The organism is Enterobacter asburiae (assembly GCF_007035645.1).
Classification (GTDB): Bacteria; Pseudomonadota; Gammaproteobacteria; order Enterobacterales; family Enterobacteriaceae; genus Enterobacter; species Enterobacter asburiae_B.
On sequence record NZ_AP019632.1, the window covers coordinates 4,519,564 to 4,535,801 of the forward strand.

Here is a 16,238-nt window from a genome sequence, read left to right on the forward strand (position 1 = left end):
ATCTCCCATGTCTGAAATGACCCCACGCGAAATTGTCAGCGAACTGAACAAACACATTATCGGCCAGGATAACGCCAAGCGTTCGGTGGCTATCGCCCTGCGTAACCGCTGGCGTCGTATGCAGCTTGATGAAGAGCTGCGCCACGAAGTGACGCCGAAAAACATTCTGATGATCGGCCCGACCGGCGTCGGTAAAACCGAAATCGCCCGTCGTCTGGCGAAGCTGGCTAACGCGCCGTTCATCAAAGTTGAAGCCACCAAGTTCACCGAAGTGGGCTATGTGGGTAAAGAAGTGGACTCCATCATCCGCGATCTGACCGACTCGGCGATCAAGATGGTGCGCGTCCAGGCGATCGAGAAAAACCGCTATCGCGCGGAAGAGATGGCCGAAGAGCGCATTCTCGACGTGCTGATTCCACCGGCAAAAAATAACTGGGGCCAGGCAGAGCAGCAGGCGGAACCATCCGCGGCGCGCCAGGCATTCCGCAAAAAACTGCGTGAAGGCCAGCTGGACGACAAAGAGATTGAGATCGATCTCGCTGCCGCGCCAATGGGTGTGGAAATCATGGCGCCTCCGGGCATGGAAGAGATGACCAGCCAGCTGCAGTCCATGTTCCAGAACCTGGGCGGCCAGAAGCAGAAAGCGCGTAAGCTGAAAATCAAAGACGCGATGAAGCTGCTGATTGAAGAAGAAGCGGCGAAGCTGGTAAACCCGGAAGAGCTGAAGCAGGACGCTATCGACGCGGTTGAGCAGCACGGTATCGTGTTTATCGACGAAATCGACAAAATTTGTAAGCGCGGCGGCAACAGCTCCGGTCCGGACGTATCCCGCGAAGGCGTTCAGCGCGACCTGCTGCCGCTGGTTGAAGGCTGCACCGTCTCCACCAAGCACGGCATGGTGAAAACGGACCACATCCTGTTTATCGCTTCAGGGGCGTTCCAGGTTGCCAGCCCGTCGGATTTGATCCCCGAACTGCAGGGGCGTCTGCCTATCCGCGTAGAGCTGCAGGCGCTGACCACCGAAGATTTCGAACGTATCCTGACCGAGCCGAACGCCTCTGCTACCGTACAGTACAAAGCGCTGATGGCGACCGAAGGCGTGAACCTCGAGTTCACTGAAGACGGTATCAAGCGTATTGCTCAGGCCGCATGGCAGGTCAACGAAACCACCGAGAACATCGGTGCGCGTCGCCTGCATACCGTGCTGGAACGCCTGGTGGAAGATATCTCTTACGACGCGAGCGACCTTAACGGTCAAACCGTTACCATTGACGCAGAATATGTGAGTAAACATCTGGATGCGTTAGTGGCAGATGAAGATCTGAGCCGTTTTATCCTATAATCGCGGTTACTGGATTCTCATCACGTTTAATGGGGGCTAATGCCCCCATTTTTATTGGCTAAATACTTATGACTGACATCAGCCGTACTCAGGCGTGGCTCGAAAGTCTGCGCCCTAAAACGCTTCCTCTGGCCTTTGCCGCGATTATCGTCGGCACCGCCCTTGCCTGGTGGCAGGGTTATTTTGATCCGCTGGTCGCCGCGCTGGCACTGATTACCGCTGGCCTGCTGCAAATTCTCTCCAATCTCGCCAACGACTACGGCGACGCGGTAAAGGGCAGCGACAAGCCGGACCGCATAGGGCCACTGCGCGGAATGCAGAAAGGGGTGATTACCCAGGCGCAGATGAAACGCGCGCTGATTATCACCGTAGCGCTGATCTGCGTATCCGGCCTTGCGCTGGTGACGGTGGCGTCTAAGACCACCAGCGATTTCATTGGCTTCCTGGTGCTGGGTTTACTGGCCATTATCGCGGCCATCACCTACACCGTCGGCACGCGTCCTTACGGTTATATTGGGCTCGGGGATATCTCCGTACTGGTGTTCTTCGGCTGGCTGAGCGTGATGGGAAGCTGGTACCTGCAGGCGCATACGGTGATCCCTGCCCTGTTCCTGCCCGCGACCGCCTGCGGTCTGCTGGCTACGGCGGTGCTCAACATCAACAACCTGCGCGACATCGACAGCGATCGCGAGAACGGCAAAAACACCCTGGCGGTTCGTCTGGGGCCGGTCAATGCGCGCCGCTATCACGCCTGTTTGCTCATTGGCGCGCTGGTTTGCCTGGCGCTGTTTAACCTGATTTCCTTGCAGAGCTTGTGGGGCTGGCTGTTTGTGCTTGCCGCGCCGCTGCTGATTAAGCAGGCCCGCTTTGTGATGCGTGAACTCAGCCCGTCCGCCATGCCGCCAATGCTGGAGCGCACGGTAAAAGGCGCGTTGCTGACTAACCTGTTGTTCGTCATCGGGATTGTTTTAAGCCAGACGCTGCGTTAGCTGACAAATATCAATTAACAATTGATGATTTTGCCAACAACGCATTTCGCACGATATACTGAACACATTCGCAGCAACTGAGCGTTAAACCTATGAAATACGATACCTCCGAGCTTTGTGACATCTACCAGGAAGATGTCAACGTCGTTGAACCGCTGTTCTCCAACTTTGGTGGGAGGTCGTCGTTTGGCGGTCAAATCGTCACGGTGAAATGTTTCGAGGACAACGGGTTGCTGTACGATCTGCTCGAACAGAATGGCCGCGGCCGCGTTCTTGTGGTCGACGGCGGCGGTTCCGTGCGCCGTGCATTAATTGATGCTGAACTGGCCGGCATTGCCGTTCAGAATGAGTGGGAAGGCCTTGTGGTGTACGGTTCCGTGCGTCAGGTGGACGATCTGGAAGACCTGGATATCGGGATTCAGGCCATCGCGGCCATACCGGTAGGGGCGGCGGGTGACGGCATCGGCGAAAGCGACGTGCGCGTCAATTTCGGCGGCGTGACCTTCTTCTCCGGGGACCATCTCTACGCCGATAATACCGGCATAATCCTTTCCGAAGATCCGCTGGATATCGAGTAGTAAAAGAGTCAGCGAGAACCATAAAAAAACCGCCAACAGCAATGTGGCGGTTTTTTTGTCCCCTCAGGATTCGCGGTCCGTTGGGAAGTTTTGCAGACTAACACCAGGGAGTTTCATCATACTCTCGTCCAAACCTTGGGCAACCCCTCAGAACCTTTATAAAATCCTAATTGTCTATGAATACCTTAACTCCACGGTTGATGCTCATTATGATGAAGCGTCCCTTTCCGCCATCTCGCAAATGGGCATCGGTCCAGGGAAAGGTGTATTCACTACCGTAAAGCAGGCTAATACCAGGGCTTGTGTCCACCGGCTTATCACCGGTGGTGAACGGTGGAGCGGTTAGCTGCAGGGACCGCATAATGAAACGCTATTTATGTATCGCGTTCATTGTCGCCAGCGTACTCGTTGTAAAGAGTGATGAACCCAATGTGTTCGTTGCTTTTGCTATGACAGCGCAGGACAAGTAGCGTTAAGGCCGCCTTTGGCGGCCTTTTTTATGGTGATCGCCGACTGACATCAAACCATAAAAAAGCCGGGTGGCGGCGACGCCTTACCCGGCTTATTTCATCTGTATTTCCCGAGAGAAATTAGACCTCTTCCATACGTCCCAGCAGCGCCTGCAGGCGATCCTGCCAGCCGTTCTGCTGTTCGCGCAGCTGGTTGTTTTCGCGCTCCAGTTCTTCGCGGCCGTGCTGAGCGTTCTGAACTTCCTGCGCCAGGCTGTTGTTCTTTTCTTTCAGCTCTTCAATTTCCATCTGCAGCAGGGTGATGGTGTCAATCGCCTGCTGTACTTTCGATTCCAGTTTCTCAAACACTTCTAAAGACATGATGCTACCTCTCCTGAATTGCAAGGCGACGCTTTAACATAAACGCGCACGACATATACCGTCGATTGTATGGAGCGCGGCGCTCTGTGTCCAGCGACACGCCGCGCAGATCGCGGTTTGCAACACTTTTAGGTCTGGTCCTGGTGTGTTCGCATCATATACCCCTAAATTGTTAACTGATTCGTTAATGAAATGATTCAGCTCACATTCCTGTACTGATGCAAAAATGTGCTTTATGGCGCGAAAACGCTCATTTTATTGACACAGACCACACATTTTGATTTCGATATTTCTCGTTTTTGCTCGTTAACGATAAATTAACACTATGTCTACAGGGCATCGTGGCTGTCACGGGCGGCCATGCTAACAATAAACATCAATTTCTTCAGGATTCCGATTATGAGTCAGACATCAACCTTAAAAGGCCAGTGCATTGCCGAGTTCCTTGGTACCGGGTTGTTGATATTCTTCGGAGTGGGCTGTGTCGCTGCACTGAAAGTGGCGGGTGCCAGTTTTGGTCAGTGGGAAATCAGTATCATCTGGGGTCTGGGCGTGGCGATGGCCATCTACCTGACTGCAGGGGTTTCTGGTGCACATCTTAACCCGGCGGTGACAATCGCGCTGTGGCTGTTCGCGTGCTTTGACGGACGCAAAGTTGTACCTTTCATTCTTTCTCAGTTTGCCGGCGCGTTTTGCGCAGCGGCGTTAGTTTACGGGCTTTATTACAATCTTTTCATCGACTTCGAACAGACGCATCATATGGTACGCGGCAGTGTTGAAAGTCTGGATCTGGCAGGTATCTTCTCAACCTATCCAAACCCGCATATTAATTTTGTGCAGGCGTTCGCAGTTGAAATGGTGATTACCGCTATTCTGATGGGCGTTATCCTGGCGCTGACCGACGACGGAAACGGCATTCCGCGCGGCCCGCTGGCACCCCTGCTGATTGGTTTGCTGATTGCGGTAATTGGCGCATCCATGGGCCCGCTGACCGGATTCGCGATGAACCCGGCACGTGATATCGGACCAAAAGCCTTCGCCTTTATCGCTGGCTGGGGCGACGTCGCCTTCACCGGTGGCAAAGATATTCCTTACTTCCTGGTACCGATGTTTGCGCCGGTTGTCGGGGCTGCGCTGGGTGCGTTTAGCTACCGCAAATTAATTGGTCGCCACTTACCGTGCGACACCTGTGTGGAAGAGGAGAAGGAAACGACTTCTACCGCACAACAAAAAGCTTCGCTGTAATCTGACTACGGGACACATACCATGACCGAAAAAAAATATATCGTTGCGCTCGACCAGGGCACTACCAGCTCCCGCGCTGTCGTAATGGATCATGACGCGAACATCGTCAGCGTGTCACAGCGCGAATTTGAGCAAATTTATCCTCGTCCAGGCTGGGTAGAACATGACCCAATGGAGATTTGGGCGTCACAAAGCTCCACGCTGGTCGAAGTGCTGGCGAAAGCCGATATCAGTTCCGACGAGATTGCCGCGATTGGTATTACCAACCAGCGTGAAACGACGATTGTCTGGGAACGTGAAACCGGTAAGCCCATTTACAACGCTATCGTCTGGCAGTGCCGCCGTACATCCGAGATCTGCGAACAGCTGAAGCGCGACGGTATGGAAGAGTACGTGCGCAGCGCCACCGGTTTGGTGGTTGACCCGTATTTCTCCGGCACCAAAGTGAAATGGATCCTCGACCACGTAGAAGGTTCACGCGAGCGTGCTAAACGCGGCGAGCTGCTGTTCGGTACCGTCGATACCTGGCTTATCTGGAAGATGACCCAGGGACGCGTTCACGTGACCGACTACACCAACGCCTCGCGTACCATGCTGTTCAACATCAACACCCTTGAGTGGGATGACAAGATGCTGGACGCGCTGGACATTCCGCGCGCGATGCTGCCTGAAGTGCGTAAGTCTTCAGAAGTATACGGCCAGACTAACATCGGCGGTAAAGGCGGCACCCGTATTCCTATCGCCGGTATTGCCGGTGACCAGCAGGCGGCGCTGTTCGGCCAGCTGTGCGTCAAGGAAGGGATGGCGAAGAATACCTACGGCACCGGCTGCTTTATGCTGATGAACACCGGCGAGAAAGCGGTGAAATCAGAAAACGGCCTGTTGACCACCATCGCCTGCGGCCCGCGCGGCGAAGTGAACTATGCGCTGGAAGGTGCGGTGTTCATGGCGGGTGCATCCATTCAGTGGCTGCGCGACGAGATGAAGCTGATCAGCGATGCGTTCGACTCCGAGTACTTCGCGACCAAAGTGAAAGACACCAACGGCGTGTACGTGGTGCCTGCGTTCACCGGTCTGGGCGCACCGTACTGGGACCCGTATGCACGCGGCGCAATTTTCGGCCTGACGCGCGGTGTGAACTCTAACCACATTATTCGCGCTACTCTCGAATCCATCGCCTACCAGACGCGCGACGTGCTGGAAGCGATGCAGGCTGACTCCGGCATTCGTCTGCACGCCCTGCGCGTGGACGGCGGTGCGGTAGCGAATAACTTCCTGATGCAGTTCCAGTCCGACATTCTGGGCACCCGCGTTGAACGCCCTGAAGTGCGTGAAGTCACGGCGCTGGGCGCGGCATACCTTGCCGGTCTGGCGGTAGGCTTCTGGCAGAACCTGGACGAGCTGCAGGAAAAAGCGGTTATCGAACGCGAGTTCCGCCCGGGCATCGAAACCACCGAGCGTAACTTCCGCTACAGCGGCTGGAAAAAAGCGGTGAAACGCGCCCTGGCGTGGGAAGAGCACGAAGAGTAAGACAGACTCACCCCTCACCCTAACCCTCTCCCCAAAGGGGAGAGGGGACTTAAAACACCCTCTCCCCTTTGGGGAGAGGGCCGGGGTGAGGGGCTCCAACCGCACCGGCCCCCTCACCCCTCCCCACTCTGTGATAAACTTCGTGCAATTCCTTTTGATTGCACGAGTACCTCATGAAACGTGAACTTGCTATCGAGTTTTCCCGCGTCACCGAAGCGGCCGCCCTCGCAGGCTATAAATGGCTGGGTCGTGGCGATAAAAATACCGCAGACGGCGCAGCCGTCCATGCCATGCGTATTGTACTTAACCAGGTCAACATTGACGGCACCATCGTGATCGGCGAAGGCGAGATCGACGAAGCGCCGATGCTCTACATCGGTGAAAAAGTCGGTACCGGCAAAGGCGATGCCGTGGATATCGCGGTTGACCCGATCGAAGGCACCCGCATGACGGCGATGGGTCAGGCCAATGCGTTAGCGGTGCTGGCCGTGGGCGATAAGGGTTGCTTCCTCAACGCGCCGGACATGTACATGGAAAAGCTGATTGTCGGTCCTGGCGCAAAAGGCGCAATCGACCTTAGCCTGCCGCTGGAAGAGAACCTGCACAACATCGCCAAAGCCCTGGGCAAACCCCTTAGCGAACTTACCGTGACGATTCTGGCGAAACCGCGCCACGACGCCACTATCGCGCAAATGCAAAAGCTCGGCGTGCGCGTGTTTGCTATTCCTGACGGTGACGTTGCCGCCTCGATCCTGACCTGCATGCCGGACAGCGAAGTCGACGTGCTGTACGGCATCGGTGGCGCGCCGGAAGGTGTGGTCTCCGCGGCAGTGATCCGCGCGCTGGATGGCGATATGCAGGCCCGTCTGCTGCCCCGCCATGAGGTGAAAGGCGACAGCGAAGAGAACCGCCGTATCGGGGAAAACGAGCTGGCGCGCTGCGAAGCGATGGGCATCGAGGCCAATAAAGTGCTGGCTCTGGACGAGATGGCGCGTAGCGATAACGTTGTCTTCTCGGCGACCGGCATCACCAAAGGCGATCTGCTGGACGGCATCACCCGCAAGGGCAATATGGCCACCACTGAAACCCTGCTGATCCGCGGTAAATCACGCACCATTCGCCGCATCCAGTCTATCCACTATCTCGACCGCAAAGACCCGGACGTGCAGACGCACATTCTGTAAAACCGTTTGATCGATAGAGCTTTCCGGCCCTGACGGGCTGGAAATTGTCACCACAAGTACGGAAGATAGAACAGAGAAACAGCACAGGAGAAGATCATGGCGGACTGGGTAACAGGTAAAGTCACAAAGGTACAGTTCTGGACCGATGCGCTATTTAGTCTCACCGTACATGCTCCCGTTCACCCGTTTAAAGCCGGGCAATTTGCGAAGCTGGGGCTGGACGTCGACGGCGAGCGCGTGCAGCGCGCCTACTCTTACGTTAACGCGCCTGATAACCCGGACCTCGAGTTCTATCTGGTCACCGTTCCTGACGGTAAGCTCAGCCCGCGCCTTGCCGCCCTTAAGCCCGGCGACGAGGTGCAAATTGTGAGTGAAGCGGCAGGCTTCTTTGTGCTCGAAGAGATCCCTGACTGCGACACGCTCTGGATGCTGGCAACCGGTACGGCCATCGGCCCTTATCTCTCTATTTTGCAGTACGGCAAAGATCTGGAGCGCTTTAAAAACATCGTGCTGGTTCACGCTGCGCGCTACGCTGCAGACCTGAGCTATTTGCCGCAAATGCAGGCGCTGGAGCAGCAGTACGGCGGAAAGCTAAAGATTCAGACGGTTGTCAGCCGCGAAACCGTAGCAGGAGCGCTTACCGGCCGCGTGCCGGCGTTAATTGAGAGTGGAGCCCTGGAAGACGCGGTGGGTTTGCCGCTGAACGCTGAAACCAGCCACGTCATGCTGTGCGGCAACCCCCAGATGGTGCGGGACACGCAGCAGCTTCTGAAGGATACCCGGCAGATGACGAAACATCTTCGCCGCCGACCGGGCCATATGACCGCCGAACACTACTGGTGATCAGCGGTATTTCACCTCGACGGTGTCTTTACCGTATTTATTTTCGCTCTGGGTGCCAATAAACGCGCCCAGATCGACAATCATCATCACGAAGATGACCGACGGCAGCAGCCTGCCCACAACCCACGGCAGGATGGACGGCAGCATCGCCCAGTTTCCCGCCACCAGCATCCACGCCAGAATAATCAGAAATGCCCACGCGCCGGAACGCCCGCGATCGTGCAGCCGTTTTACGACAACCGCCGCCGTTGGCCATAGCAGGCAGACCAGCGCGAAGGCCGCCGTTTGCGTGCTCAGCCAGGCGTTGTAAGCCACGAAAAACAGAAGCAGCATGGCGACAACCCACGTCACCATCCAGATCCAGAAATCACGGCGTCCAATACGCCCTTTGAATGAAAACAGCCACTGCTGTATGGTCATGTAAGGTTCCTTATTATCGTATAGCGCGCATTTTACCCTGGAGTTGTGACCTTTTGACAAGCCGACCAGATATCGTTTTAATCATGAGCACTTACGGCCAGGGGCAATGTTGATGAAAAGTTCGGCACGTTCTCTTTTCCTGTGTTTAGCGCTGCTCAGCGCGGGTTATCCCCTGCACGCCGCCGAAACCACAGCCCCGACCACAGCACCCTATCTGCTGGCGGGCGCACCGTCCTTCGATCAGTCCATCAGCCAGTTTCGTGAAACCTTTAATCAGACCAACCCCACGCTGCCGCTGGATGAGTTTCGCGCCATTGATGGCTCACGCGATACCCCCACATTGACCCGTGCGGCAAGCAAGATTAACGAGAATTTGTATGCTTCCACGGCGCTGGAGCGCGGTACGTTAAAAATCAAAAGCATGCAAATCACCTGGCTGCCGATACAGGGGCCAGAGCAGAAAGCCGCTAAGGCGAAAGCGCTGGAGTACATGAGCGCGGTACTGCAGGCCTTTACCCCTGCGCTGACGAAAAAGCAAAGTCAGCAAAAGCTGCAAAAACTCCTTACCGCCGGGAAAAACAAGCGTTACTACGCTGATACCGAAGGCGCGATCCGCTATGTTGTGGCGGACAACGGCGAAAAAGGACTGACCTTCGCTGTTGAACCGATTAAGCTGGCACTATCTGACACCCTCGGCGGGGCGAATTAATGACAAAAAGCAAAGCCTTTCGAGGGAAAATCTCTATACTGATTCACAGACCATGCTGCCCGACAGGGTGGCCATATTCCTTAATTCGCTTATTTAGCGTGGAGAATTGAAATGCGACATCCTTTAGTGATGGGTAACTGGAAACTGAACGGCAGCCGCCACATGGTAAACGAACTGGTTGCGAACCTGCGTAAAGAGCTGGCTGGCGTGACGGGCTGCGCGGTTGCTATCGCTCCGCCGGATATGTACCTGGATCTGGCTAAACACGCCGCTGACGGCAGCCACATCATTCTGGGCGCGCAGAACGTTGACGTTAACCTGTCTGGCGCATTCACCGGTGAAACCTCCGCTGAAATGCTGAAAGATATCGGCGCGAAATACATCATCATCGGCCACTCCGAGCGTCGCACCTATCACAAAGAATCCGACGAGTTCATCGCGAAGAAATTTGCCGTGCTGAAAGAGCAGGGTCTGATCCCGGTTCTGTGCATCGGTGAAACCGAAGCGGAAAACGAAGCGGGCAAAACCGAAGAAGTGTGCGCACGTCAGATCGACGCAGTGCTGAAAACCCAGGGCGCGGCAGCGTTCGAAGGCGCAGTAATCGCATACGAGCCAGTCTGGGCGATCGGTACCGGCAAATCTGCAACCCCTGCGCAGGCTCAGGCGGTTCACAAATTCATTCGTGACCACATTGCTAAAGCCGACGCGAAAGTCGCTGAGCAAGTGATTATCCAGTACGGCGGTTCCGTAAACGCCTCCAACGCTGCTGAGCTGTTCACCCAGCCAGACATCGATGGCGCGCTGGTTGGCGGTGCATCCCTGAAAGCTGACGCTTTCGCGGTGATCGTTAAGGCAGCAGAAGCGGCTAAACAGGCGTAATTGCCTTTGTGGCGGGTGGCGCTTGCGCTTACCCGCCGCTCTTCTCCTCCCTCTCCCTTAGGGAGAGGGTTGGGGTGAGGGGAAACCGCTCGCACCGAACTACACTTTCCCCAGCAAACTAAACCAGAGATAATCCAGCGGCAGCAGTACCAGATACGTTGCGATAGCCAGCGCCAGACAGAGCACCATCCCCGCCCTTGCAGGCACCTTCCCGAGCCCCATAGCCACCACAATCGGCGACGCCTGATACGGCAGCAGCGGCGTGGAATAGCCCAGCACCTGAATCATGATTACCGACAGCAGCGGAAAACCGGTCGCGTCCGAAAAACTCTGCGCCAGAGTGGTGTACAGCGCCGGAACGCCGTTGGCGGTCATAATGAAGTTGAGCGCCGTGGTAATACCGGTCAGCGCCAGGAAACTGGTGAACGGCCTGTCTGCATCCAGCGGCATAATGCGAAGCAACGCCTCGCCCACGGCCGTTCCGATACCGGTTTGCGTCACCACGATCGCCAGCCCAAGAATGCCCGCGACGTAAATACAGGTGCGCATGTTCACGCCCGCTGAAAATTCTTCCCCGGTGATAAAGCCAACGCGCGGCAGCATGACGACGATCGACGCCGCCAGCCCCGTCCACGCCGGCCCCACGCCGTGCCAGCTCTCCGTCACCCACATCCCCAGCACCACCGCCAGCAGCCAGGCGAGACGCTTTTCATCCCGCCCCATAGGCTCAGACGGCGCCTGTTCCTTCGGCGGTTTTGGGCTGCCGGGAAATAGCCAGCAGATGAGGCCAATCAGAATCAGGCCTTTGAGGATACCGAGCACCGGCGTGTGCAGCAGCAGATACGGGACATAGTTCAGATGGATGCCGTACGAGCCTTCCGCCGCACCGCTCATTACCAGATTGGGAACGTTTGCAGGCAGGATCGTCGCCGAAAGCTGGAAAGTCCCGAACCCCACCGCCAGCGCCAGCCCGAACCAGGCGCGGGAGCCGTCGGCGATACCGGCGCGTTTTGCCATCGCCGCGACAATCGGCATCAGCAGCGCAATACGTCCCATGTTCGACGGCATCACAAACGCCAGCGCGTAGCTCAGCAGCACCACGCTCGCCACCATCAACACCCAGGAGTCGGTGAGCTTTGCCGACAGCGCCCGGGCGGCCCTGTCCGCCAGTCCGGTTTTACGGATCGCCACGCCGAGCACAAAGCCACTGAATACCAGCCAGAAAGCAGACGAGGCAAAACCGCCGAAGATGACCTCCGGCGGGGCGATTCTGGCGGTCATCGCCGCCGTGAAGAACAGCAGCGCGGTGATAAATTCCGGCAATAACGACGTCGCCCACAGCACGATGGTGACGCCAACGATCAGTGAGGGCAGCAGCAGAGGATGCGTTAACCAGAGCGACATACCTGTCTCCTGTAGAATTTTTCAGCAAGTCTACGGTGACAGGCAGCCCGAGTAAACGCGATTTATGGTGGGGTTACTTCAGGATAGTGCATTGATGATCCTGCAGTTCCTCCGCGGACGCGCGGTTAAACGTGAGCAGGTTACGCTCGGTCGCCAGCAAAACAAAAGAGCCATCCGACTGCTGCGCCATTGCCAGCGCGAAACGCCCCATGTGGTCGCGCGCTTCCGGCAGCTCTTCCGCCAGCATCATAAACGGGCTGCGCTGGACCAGTTCATTCTCCGTCACGCGGCGAGCAAGATACTCATGTCCTTCCAGTCCCCCGGGAAGAGGCAGCCACTGGGTGCTGATTTCTCCCTGTGCCGCGTTGAGCTTTTCGCGCACGTCCAGGCGCAGGCAGGAGATATGAATATGAAAATGGTTCTGCGTGCGGCCAGTCGGCGAGTTAATCGTCAGCGAAATGGCGCTGTCAGGCACCTCGGATCCACGCTTCAGGGTCATAAAGCTGCGCGACTGCCACGCCAGCCAGAAAAAGTTCGGCGTATGAGCGTCGGTCAGCAGCGGGCTCTCGGTGCCGTTGATGCGATATGTCGGCATCAAAAGGTATTGCAGCGGCCCGTTGCGATCTTTAAATACCACATAGCCTGCATCCGTTTTCACCTGCGCACAGGGTGCCGGGTTACGGTTCTGGATCTGATTCGGCACACACTGGTCGAGAACGATATGTCGCAACGCATTCGGATTACCCGCCTTCATCCAGTACACGCCGCCAGCGGCAAGGGCGATGACAATGAGGAGCAATAAGATAATTTTTTTCACAACGCGTTCCCTGTTTTCAATAGAGGCAAAAGAGTAACGCAAAATGATGACCAAATAAAAAACCCGGCGGATTTCTCACGCCGGGTCACCGTGTCACAGGCTAATGGTTAGCGCTGGCTAATTTGGTCGAAAGTACCGCCATTGGAGAAGTGCTCTTTCTGCGCTTTGGTCCAGCCGCCGAACACATCGTCAATAGTGAATAGCTTCAGTTTTGGGAACTCCCCTTCGTATTTCTTGGCGACCGCCGCATCGCGTGGACGATAGAAGTTTTTCGCCGCAATTTCCTGGCCTTCTGGCGAGTACAGATACTTCAGGTAGGCTTCCGCCACCGCTTTGGTATCTTTCTTCTCAACCACTTTATCGACCACGGAGACGGTCGGCTCAGCCAGAATCGATTCGCTCGGGGTCACGATCTCAAATTTGTCTTTGCCCAGCTCGTGGGTGGCCAGCAGGGCTTCGTTTTCCCATGCGATCAGCACGTCGCCAATCCCGCGCTCGACGAAGGTGTTGGTGGCGCCACGCGCGCCGGAGTCCAGCACCTCAACGTTTTTATACAGCGCCTTCACGAATTCCTGCGCTTTGGCCTGGTCGCCATTGTTGTGATGCAGTGCATAGCCCCACGCGCCCAGGTAGTTCCAGCGAGCGCCGCCGGAGCTTTTCGGGTTCGGGGTAATCACAGAAACGCCCGGTTTGATCAGGTCGTTCCAGTCTTTAATTTGTTTCGGGTTTCCTTTACGCACCAGGAAGACGATGGTCGAGGTGTAGGGCGCGGAGTTATCCGGCAGGCGTTTGATCCAGTTTTTGTCGATGCGGCCGCGCTCGGCGATCGCGTCGACATCGTAGGCCAGCGCCAGGGTCACCACGTCGGCTTCAATACCGTTTATCACGGACGTCGCCTGCTTGCCGGAGCCGCCATGCGACTGGCGAACCACCACGTTATCGCCGGTTTCCTGTTTCCAGTGTGCCGCAAACGCTTTGTTGTATTGCTCGTACAGTTCACGCGTCGGGTCGTATGACACGTTCAGTAACTGGATATCCTTAGCCAGAACGCTGGTCGATGCCAGCAATAATGTTAAACCCACGCCCCATTTATTCATCGCCCAGCTCTCTTGTGTAGTGTTTTGATGAATGCAGCGTGCCAGAAAGCGAATCGAGGATTAAAGAATAAAAAAAGATTGGCTATAACGTAGTGGAATAAAAAAAGCGTGCGCGCATAAAAAAGCCGGGTGGCGGCTACGCCTTACCCGGCCTACGAGTCGTGCTTTTGTAGGCCCGGTAAGCGCAGCGCCACCGGGCAACAGAACCGATCAGTACAGTTTTTTCGCGCAGTCCAGCCAGTCACCTTTGAACGGACGCTTCATGTTTTCAATCGCGTCGATGATGTCGTGGTGAACCAGTTTTTCGTTCTGAATACCGACGCAGCGGCCGCCGTGACCCTGCAGCAGCAGATCGATAGCGTACGCGCCCATACGGGACGCCAGAATACGGTCGTAAGGGCCTGGGGAACCGCCGCGCTGGATGTGACCCAGTACGGTCGCGCGGGTTTCGCGTTTGGTTTCGGCTTCGATGTACTTCGCCAGCTCGTCAACGTCGCAGATGTGCTCGGTGATAGCCACGATCGCGTGTTTTTTACCCTTCGCGATGCCCGCTTTGATTTCAGCCACCAGATCTTCACGGCTAAATTCGACTTCCGGCACGACGATAAATTCACAACCGCCCGCAATGGCTGCCGCCAGCGTCAGGTCGCCGCAGTAACGGCCCATCACTTCAACGATAGAGATACGCTGGTGAGAAGAAGAGGTGTCACGCAGACGGTCAATCGCTTCAACAACGGTACCCAGTGCAGTAAAGAAGCCGATAGTGTAGTCAGTACCTTTGATGTCGTTGTCGATGGTGCCCGGCAGACCGATGCACGGGAAGCCCATTTCGGTCAGACGTTTTGCACCCATGTAGGAGCCGTCACCGCCGATAACCACCAGGGCGTCCAGGCCGCGTTTCTTCATGTTTTCGATAGCCACTTCACGAACGTGTTCATCACGGAATTCCGGGAAGCGTGCAGAGCCGAGGAAAGTACCGCCACGGTTGATCATGTCAGACACGCTGTAACGGTCGAGCTGAACCATACGATCTTCATACAGGCCCAGATAACCGTCATAAACGCCAAAAACTTCCAGGCCTTCCGTCAGCGCTGCACGGACAACACCACGAATTGCCGCGTTCATGCCCGGCGCATCACCGCCGCTTGTCAACACACCGATTTTCTTAATCATGACTACCTCTGAACTTAGGAATGCAAAATTGAAATCTGTTGCCGGAAGAAACTTATCGACCAACGAATACTGCAAATAGTATATCAATCCCTTCCAGCTGAATTGATTCAGGTCAGACCAAACGGCGGTAATTTATACACAAAATGCTGGCCTGGCTCACTTTTTTACAACGAATTACGAAAGCCCAACATGACCGGGTACAACCGAGCAGGGATCCTGGTGAATGATGACGTCTGAACCAGGAAAACGCTGCAAAATCGCCTGCTCGACCTGCTCAGCAATAACGTGAGCCTGAACCAGTGGCAGGTTGTCTTCCATTTCAATATGAATCTGAATAAAGCGGGTCGGCCCTGACTGCCGCGTTCGAAGATCGTGTGCACCGCTGACGCCGGGCCAGGAGGTCACGATAGAAAAAATTTCATTACGTTCTGAGTCCGGGAGGGCGCGGTCAAGCAGTGATTGCACCGCTTCATACCCCATCCGCAGGGCGCTATATAAAATATAGATACCAATCCCTAACGCAAATAACGCATCGGCGCGATGCCAGCCATACCAGGCCAGACCGAGCGCAATAAGAATAGCCCCATTCATCATAACATCAGATTGATAATGAAGCATATCCGCCCGTACAGCCTGACTTTGCGTTTTGCGAACAACCCAGCGCTGGAACGTTACCAGAACAAGTGTGCATATAAGCGCAACGATCGTCACAACTACGCCCACGCCGGGATCGTTCATCGGGGTCGGCGAAACGAGATGCTGAATGCCGGTTAAAAACAGGAACAGCGCAGAGCCGGAAATGAACATACTTTGCGCCAGCGCGGCCAGCGACTCCGCTTTGCCGTGCCCAAATGTGTGCTCTTCATCCGCTGGCTGCAGCGAGTAACGCACCACCAGCAGGTTGGTCAACGAGGCGGCAATGTCCATCAGCGAATCCACCAGCGCCGCCAGAATACTGACCGAGCCGGTATACCACCAGGCAAAGATTTTAATCAGTAACAGGCTGGAGGCCATGACGGTCGCCGCAATGGCGGCCCGGCTTACCAGTCTTCCATAGGATTGATTCATAAACGCTCCTGTCATGTCATGCCGCTAGTATAACGGAAGCATGGGGAGTCTAAGGATGAATAAACGGTTAACAGCGCGGATGCGGGGCAAAAAAAACCCCCACATCATGTGGGGGAAGACAGGGATGGTG

Annotated in this window: 16 protein-coding genes; 9 read left to right on the forward strand and 7 right to left on the reverse strand. The window is 55.8% G+C overall.

What is annotated here, in order from left to right; translation table 11 throughout:
* Positions 1–7: 7 nt before the first annotated feature.
* The 3 genes from hslU (at position 8) to rraA (ending at position 2,909) form a co-directional block, all read left to right on the forward strand.
* Positions 8–1,342, forward strand: coding sequence for an ATP-dependent protease ATPase subunit HslU (gene hslU, locus FOY96_RS21640; protein ID WP_023309685.1), 1,335 nt, complete (start codon positions 8–10; stop codon positions 1,340–1,342).
* A gap of 68 nt (positions 1,343–1,410) precedes the next feature.
* On the forward strand, positions 1,411–2,331 hold the full coding sequence (gene menA / locus FOY96_RS21645) for a 1,4-dihydroxy-2-naphthoate polyprenyltransferase (RefSeq protein ID WP_023309686.1): 921 nt from the start codon (positions 1,411–1,413) through the stop codon (positions 2,329–2,331).
* A 92-nt stretch (positions 2,332–2,423) separates the two neighbouring features.
* A complete protein-coding gene (gene rraA, locus FOY96_RS21650) occupies positions 2,424–2,909 on the forward strand; it encodes a ribonuclease E activity regulator RraA (protein WP_023309687.1) in 486 nt (161 codons plus the stop codon).
* A 590-nt stretch (positions 2,910–3,499) separates the two neighbouring features.
* Here the strand turns inward: rraA and zapB are convergent.
* Positions 3,500–3,739 (reverse strand): septal ring assembly protein ZapB, encoded by a 240-nt coding sequence (zapB, locus tag FOY96_RS21655; protein WP_010436935.1) that lies wholly within the window; start codon positions 3,737–3,739, stop codon positions 3,500–3,502.
* Positions 3,740–4,138: 399 nt separating this feature from the next.
* Between zapB and FOY96_RS21660 the strand changes: the two genes are divergently transcribed.
* The 4 genes from FOY96_RS21660 (at position 4,139) to fpr (ending at position 8,541) form a co-directional block, all read left to right on the forward strand.
* Positions 4,139–4,984: an MIP/aquaporin family protein gene (locus tag FOY96_RS21660; RefSeq protein WP_143347711.1), complete on the forward strand. Its 846-nt coding sequence runs from the start codon at positions 4,139–4,141 to the stop codon at positions 4,982–4,984.
* 21 nt (positions 4,985–5,005) lie between these two features.
* A complete protein-coding gene (gene glpK, locus FOY96_RS21665) occupies positions 5,006–6,514 on the forward strand; it encodes a glycerol kinase GlpK (protein WP_023309688.1) in 1,509 nt (502 codons plus the stop codon).
* A gap of 173 nt (positions 6,515–6,687) precedes the next feature.
* Complete coding sequence (gene glpX / locus FOY96_RS21670) at positions 6,688–7,698, forward strand: class II fructose-bisphosphatase (RefSeq protein WP_032662725.1); 1,011 nt, start codon at positions 6,688–6,690, stop codon at positions 7,696–7,698.
* 96 nt (positions 7,699–7,794) lie between these two features.
* The gene (fpr, locus tag FOY96_RS21675) at positions 7,795–8,541 is read left to right on the forward strand and encodes a ferredoxin--NADP(+) reductase (protein WP_029739198.1); all 747 of its coding nucleotides are present in this window, start codon (positions 7,795–7,797) and stop codon (positions 8,539–8,541) included.
* Here the strand turns inward: fpr and FOY96_RS21680 are convergent, their stop codons facing one another.
* On the reverse strand, positions 8,542–8,961 hold the full coding sequence (locus tag FOY96_RS21680; RefSeq protein WP_023293600.1) for a DUF805 domain-containing protein: 420 nt from the start codon (positions 8,959–8,961) through the stop codon (positions 8,542–8,544).
* Positions 8,962–9,073: 112 nt separating this feature from the next.
* Here FOY96_RS21680 and FOY96_RS21685 point away from each other — a divergent pair, with 112 nt between their 5' ends.
* Both FOY96_RS21685 and tpiA read left to right on the forward strand, forming a co-directional pair.
* A complete protein-coding gene (locus tag FOY96_RS21685) occupies positions 9,074–9,670 on the forward strand; it encodes a DUF1454 family protein (protein WP_023309692.1) in 597 nt (198 codons plus the stop codon).
* A gap of 111 nt (positions 9,671–9,781) precedes the next feature.
* Positions 9,782–10,549, forward strand: coding sequence for a triose-phosphate isomerase (tpiA, locus tag FOY96_RS21690; RefSeq protein ID WP_014172206.1), 768 nt, complete (start codon positions 9,782–9,784; stop codon positions 10,547–10,549).
* A gap of 99 nt (positions 10,550–10,648) precedes the next feature.
* Here the strand turns inward: tpiA and FOY96_RS21695 are convergent, their stop codons facing one another.
* The 5 genes from FOY96_RS21695 to fieF form a co-directional block, all read right to left on the reverse strand.
* Positions 10,649–11,953, reverse strand: coding sequence for an SLC13 family permease (locus FOY96_RS21695; protein ID WP_143347712.1), 1,305 nt, complete (start codon positions 11,951–11,953; stop codon positions 10,649–10,651).
* 73 nt (positions 11,954–12,026) lie between these two features.
* Positions 12,027–12,770, reverse strand: a complete 744-nt coding sequence (locus FOY96_RS21700; protein ID WP_143347713.1) for a CDP-diacylglycerol diphosphatase — start codon at positions 12,768–12,770, stop codon at positions 12,027–12,029.
* Between the two features lie 107 nt (positions 12,771–12,877).
* The gene (locus FOY96_RS21705; protein ID WP_023309695.1) at positions 12,878–13,867 is read right to left on the reverse strand and encodes a sulfate ABC transporter substrate-binding protein; all 990 of its coding nucleotides are present in this window, start codon (positions 13,865–13,867) and stop codon (positions 12,878–12,880) included.
* Between the two features lie 210 nt (positions 13,868–14,077).
* The gene (pfkA, locus tag FOY96_RS21715; protein ID WP_023309696.1) at positions 14,078–15,040 is read right to left on the reverse strand and encodes a 6-phosphofructokinase; all 963 of its coding nucleotides are present in this window, start codon (positions 15,038–15,040) and stop codon (positions 14,078–14,080) included.
* A gap of 174 nt (positions 15,041–15,214) precedes the next feature.
* The gene (gene fieF, locus FOY96_RS21720; RefSeq protein ID WP_023309697.1) at positions 15,215–16,108 is read right to left on the reverse strand and encodes a CDF family cation-efflux transporter FieF; all 894 of its coding nucleotides are present in this window, start codon (positions 16,106–16,108) and stop codon (positions 15,215–15,217) included.
* Positions 16,109–16,238: the final 130 nt, after the last annotated feature.

Coding starts and splice junctions, on each gene's coding strand:
- hslU (WP_023309685.1), top strand. CDS start 8: ATGTCTGAAATGACCCCACGCGAAATTGTCAGCGAACTGAACAAACAC.
- menA (WP_023309686.1), top strand. CDS start 1,411: ATGACTGACATCAGCCGTACTCAGGCGTGGCTCGAAAGTCTGCGCCCT.
- rraA (WP_023309687.1), top strand. CDS start 2,424: ATGAAATACGATACCTCCGAGCTTTGTGACATCTACCAGGAAGATGTC.
- zapB (WP_010436935.1), bottom strand. CDS start 3,739: ATGTCTTTAGAAGTGTTTGAGAAACTGGAATCGAAAGTACAGCAGGCG.
- FOY96_RS21660 (WP_143347711.1), top strand. CDS start 4,139: ATGAGTCAGACATCAACCTTAAAAGGCCAGTGCATTGCCGAGTTCCTT.
- glpK (WP_023309688.1), top strand. CDS start 5,006: ATGACCGAAAAAAAATATATCGTTGCGCTCGACCAGGGCACTACCAGC.
- glpX (WP_032662725.1), top strand. CDS start 6,688: ATGAAACGTGAACTTGCTATCGAGTTTTCCCGCGTCACCGAAGCGGCC.
- fpr (WP_029739198.1), top strand. CDS start 7,795: ATGGCGGACTGGGTAACAGGTAAAGTCACAAAGGTACAGTTCTGGACC.
- FOY96_RS21680 (WP_023293600.1), bottom strand. CDS start 8,961: ATGACCATACAGCAGTGGCTGTTTTCATTCAAAGGGCGTATTGGACGC.
- FOY96_RS21685 (WP_023309692.1), top strand. CDS start 9,074: ATGAAAAGTTCGGCACGTTCTCTTTTCCTGTGTTTAGCGCTGCTCAGC.
- tpiA (WP_014172206.1), top strand. CDS start 9,782: ATGCGACATCCTTTAGTGATGGGTAACTGGAAACTGAACGGCAGCCGC.
- FOY96_RS21695 (WP_143347712.1), bottom strand. CDS start 11,953: ATGTCGCTCTGGTTAACGCATCCTCTGCTGCTGCCCTCACTGATCGTT.
- FOY96_RS21705 (WP_023309695.1), bottom strand. CDS start 13,867: ATGAATAAATGGGGCGTGGGTTTAACATTATTGCTGGCATCGACCAGC.
- pfkA (WP_023309696.1), bottom strand. CDS start 15,040: ATGATTAAGAAAATCGGTGTGTTGACAAGCGGCGGTGATGCGCCGGGC.
- fieF (WP_023309697.1), bottom strand. CDS start 16,108: ATGAATCAATCCTATGGAAGACTGGTAAGCCGGGCCGCCATTGCGGCG.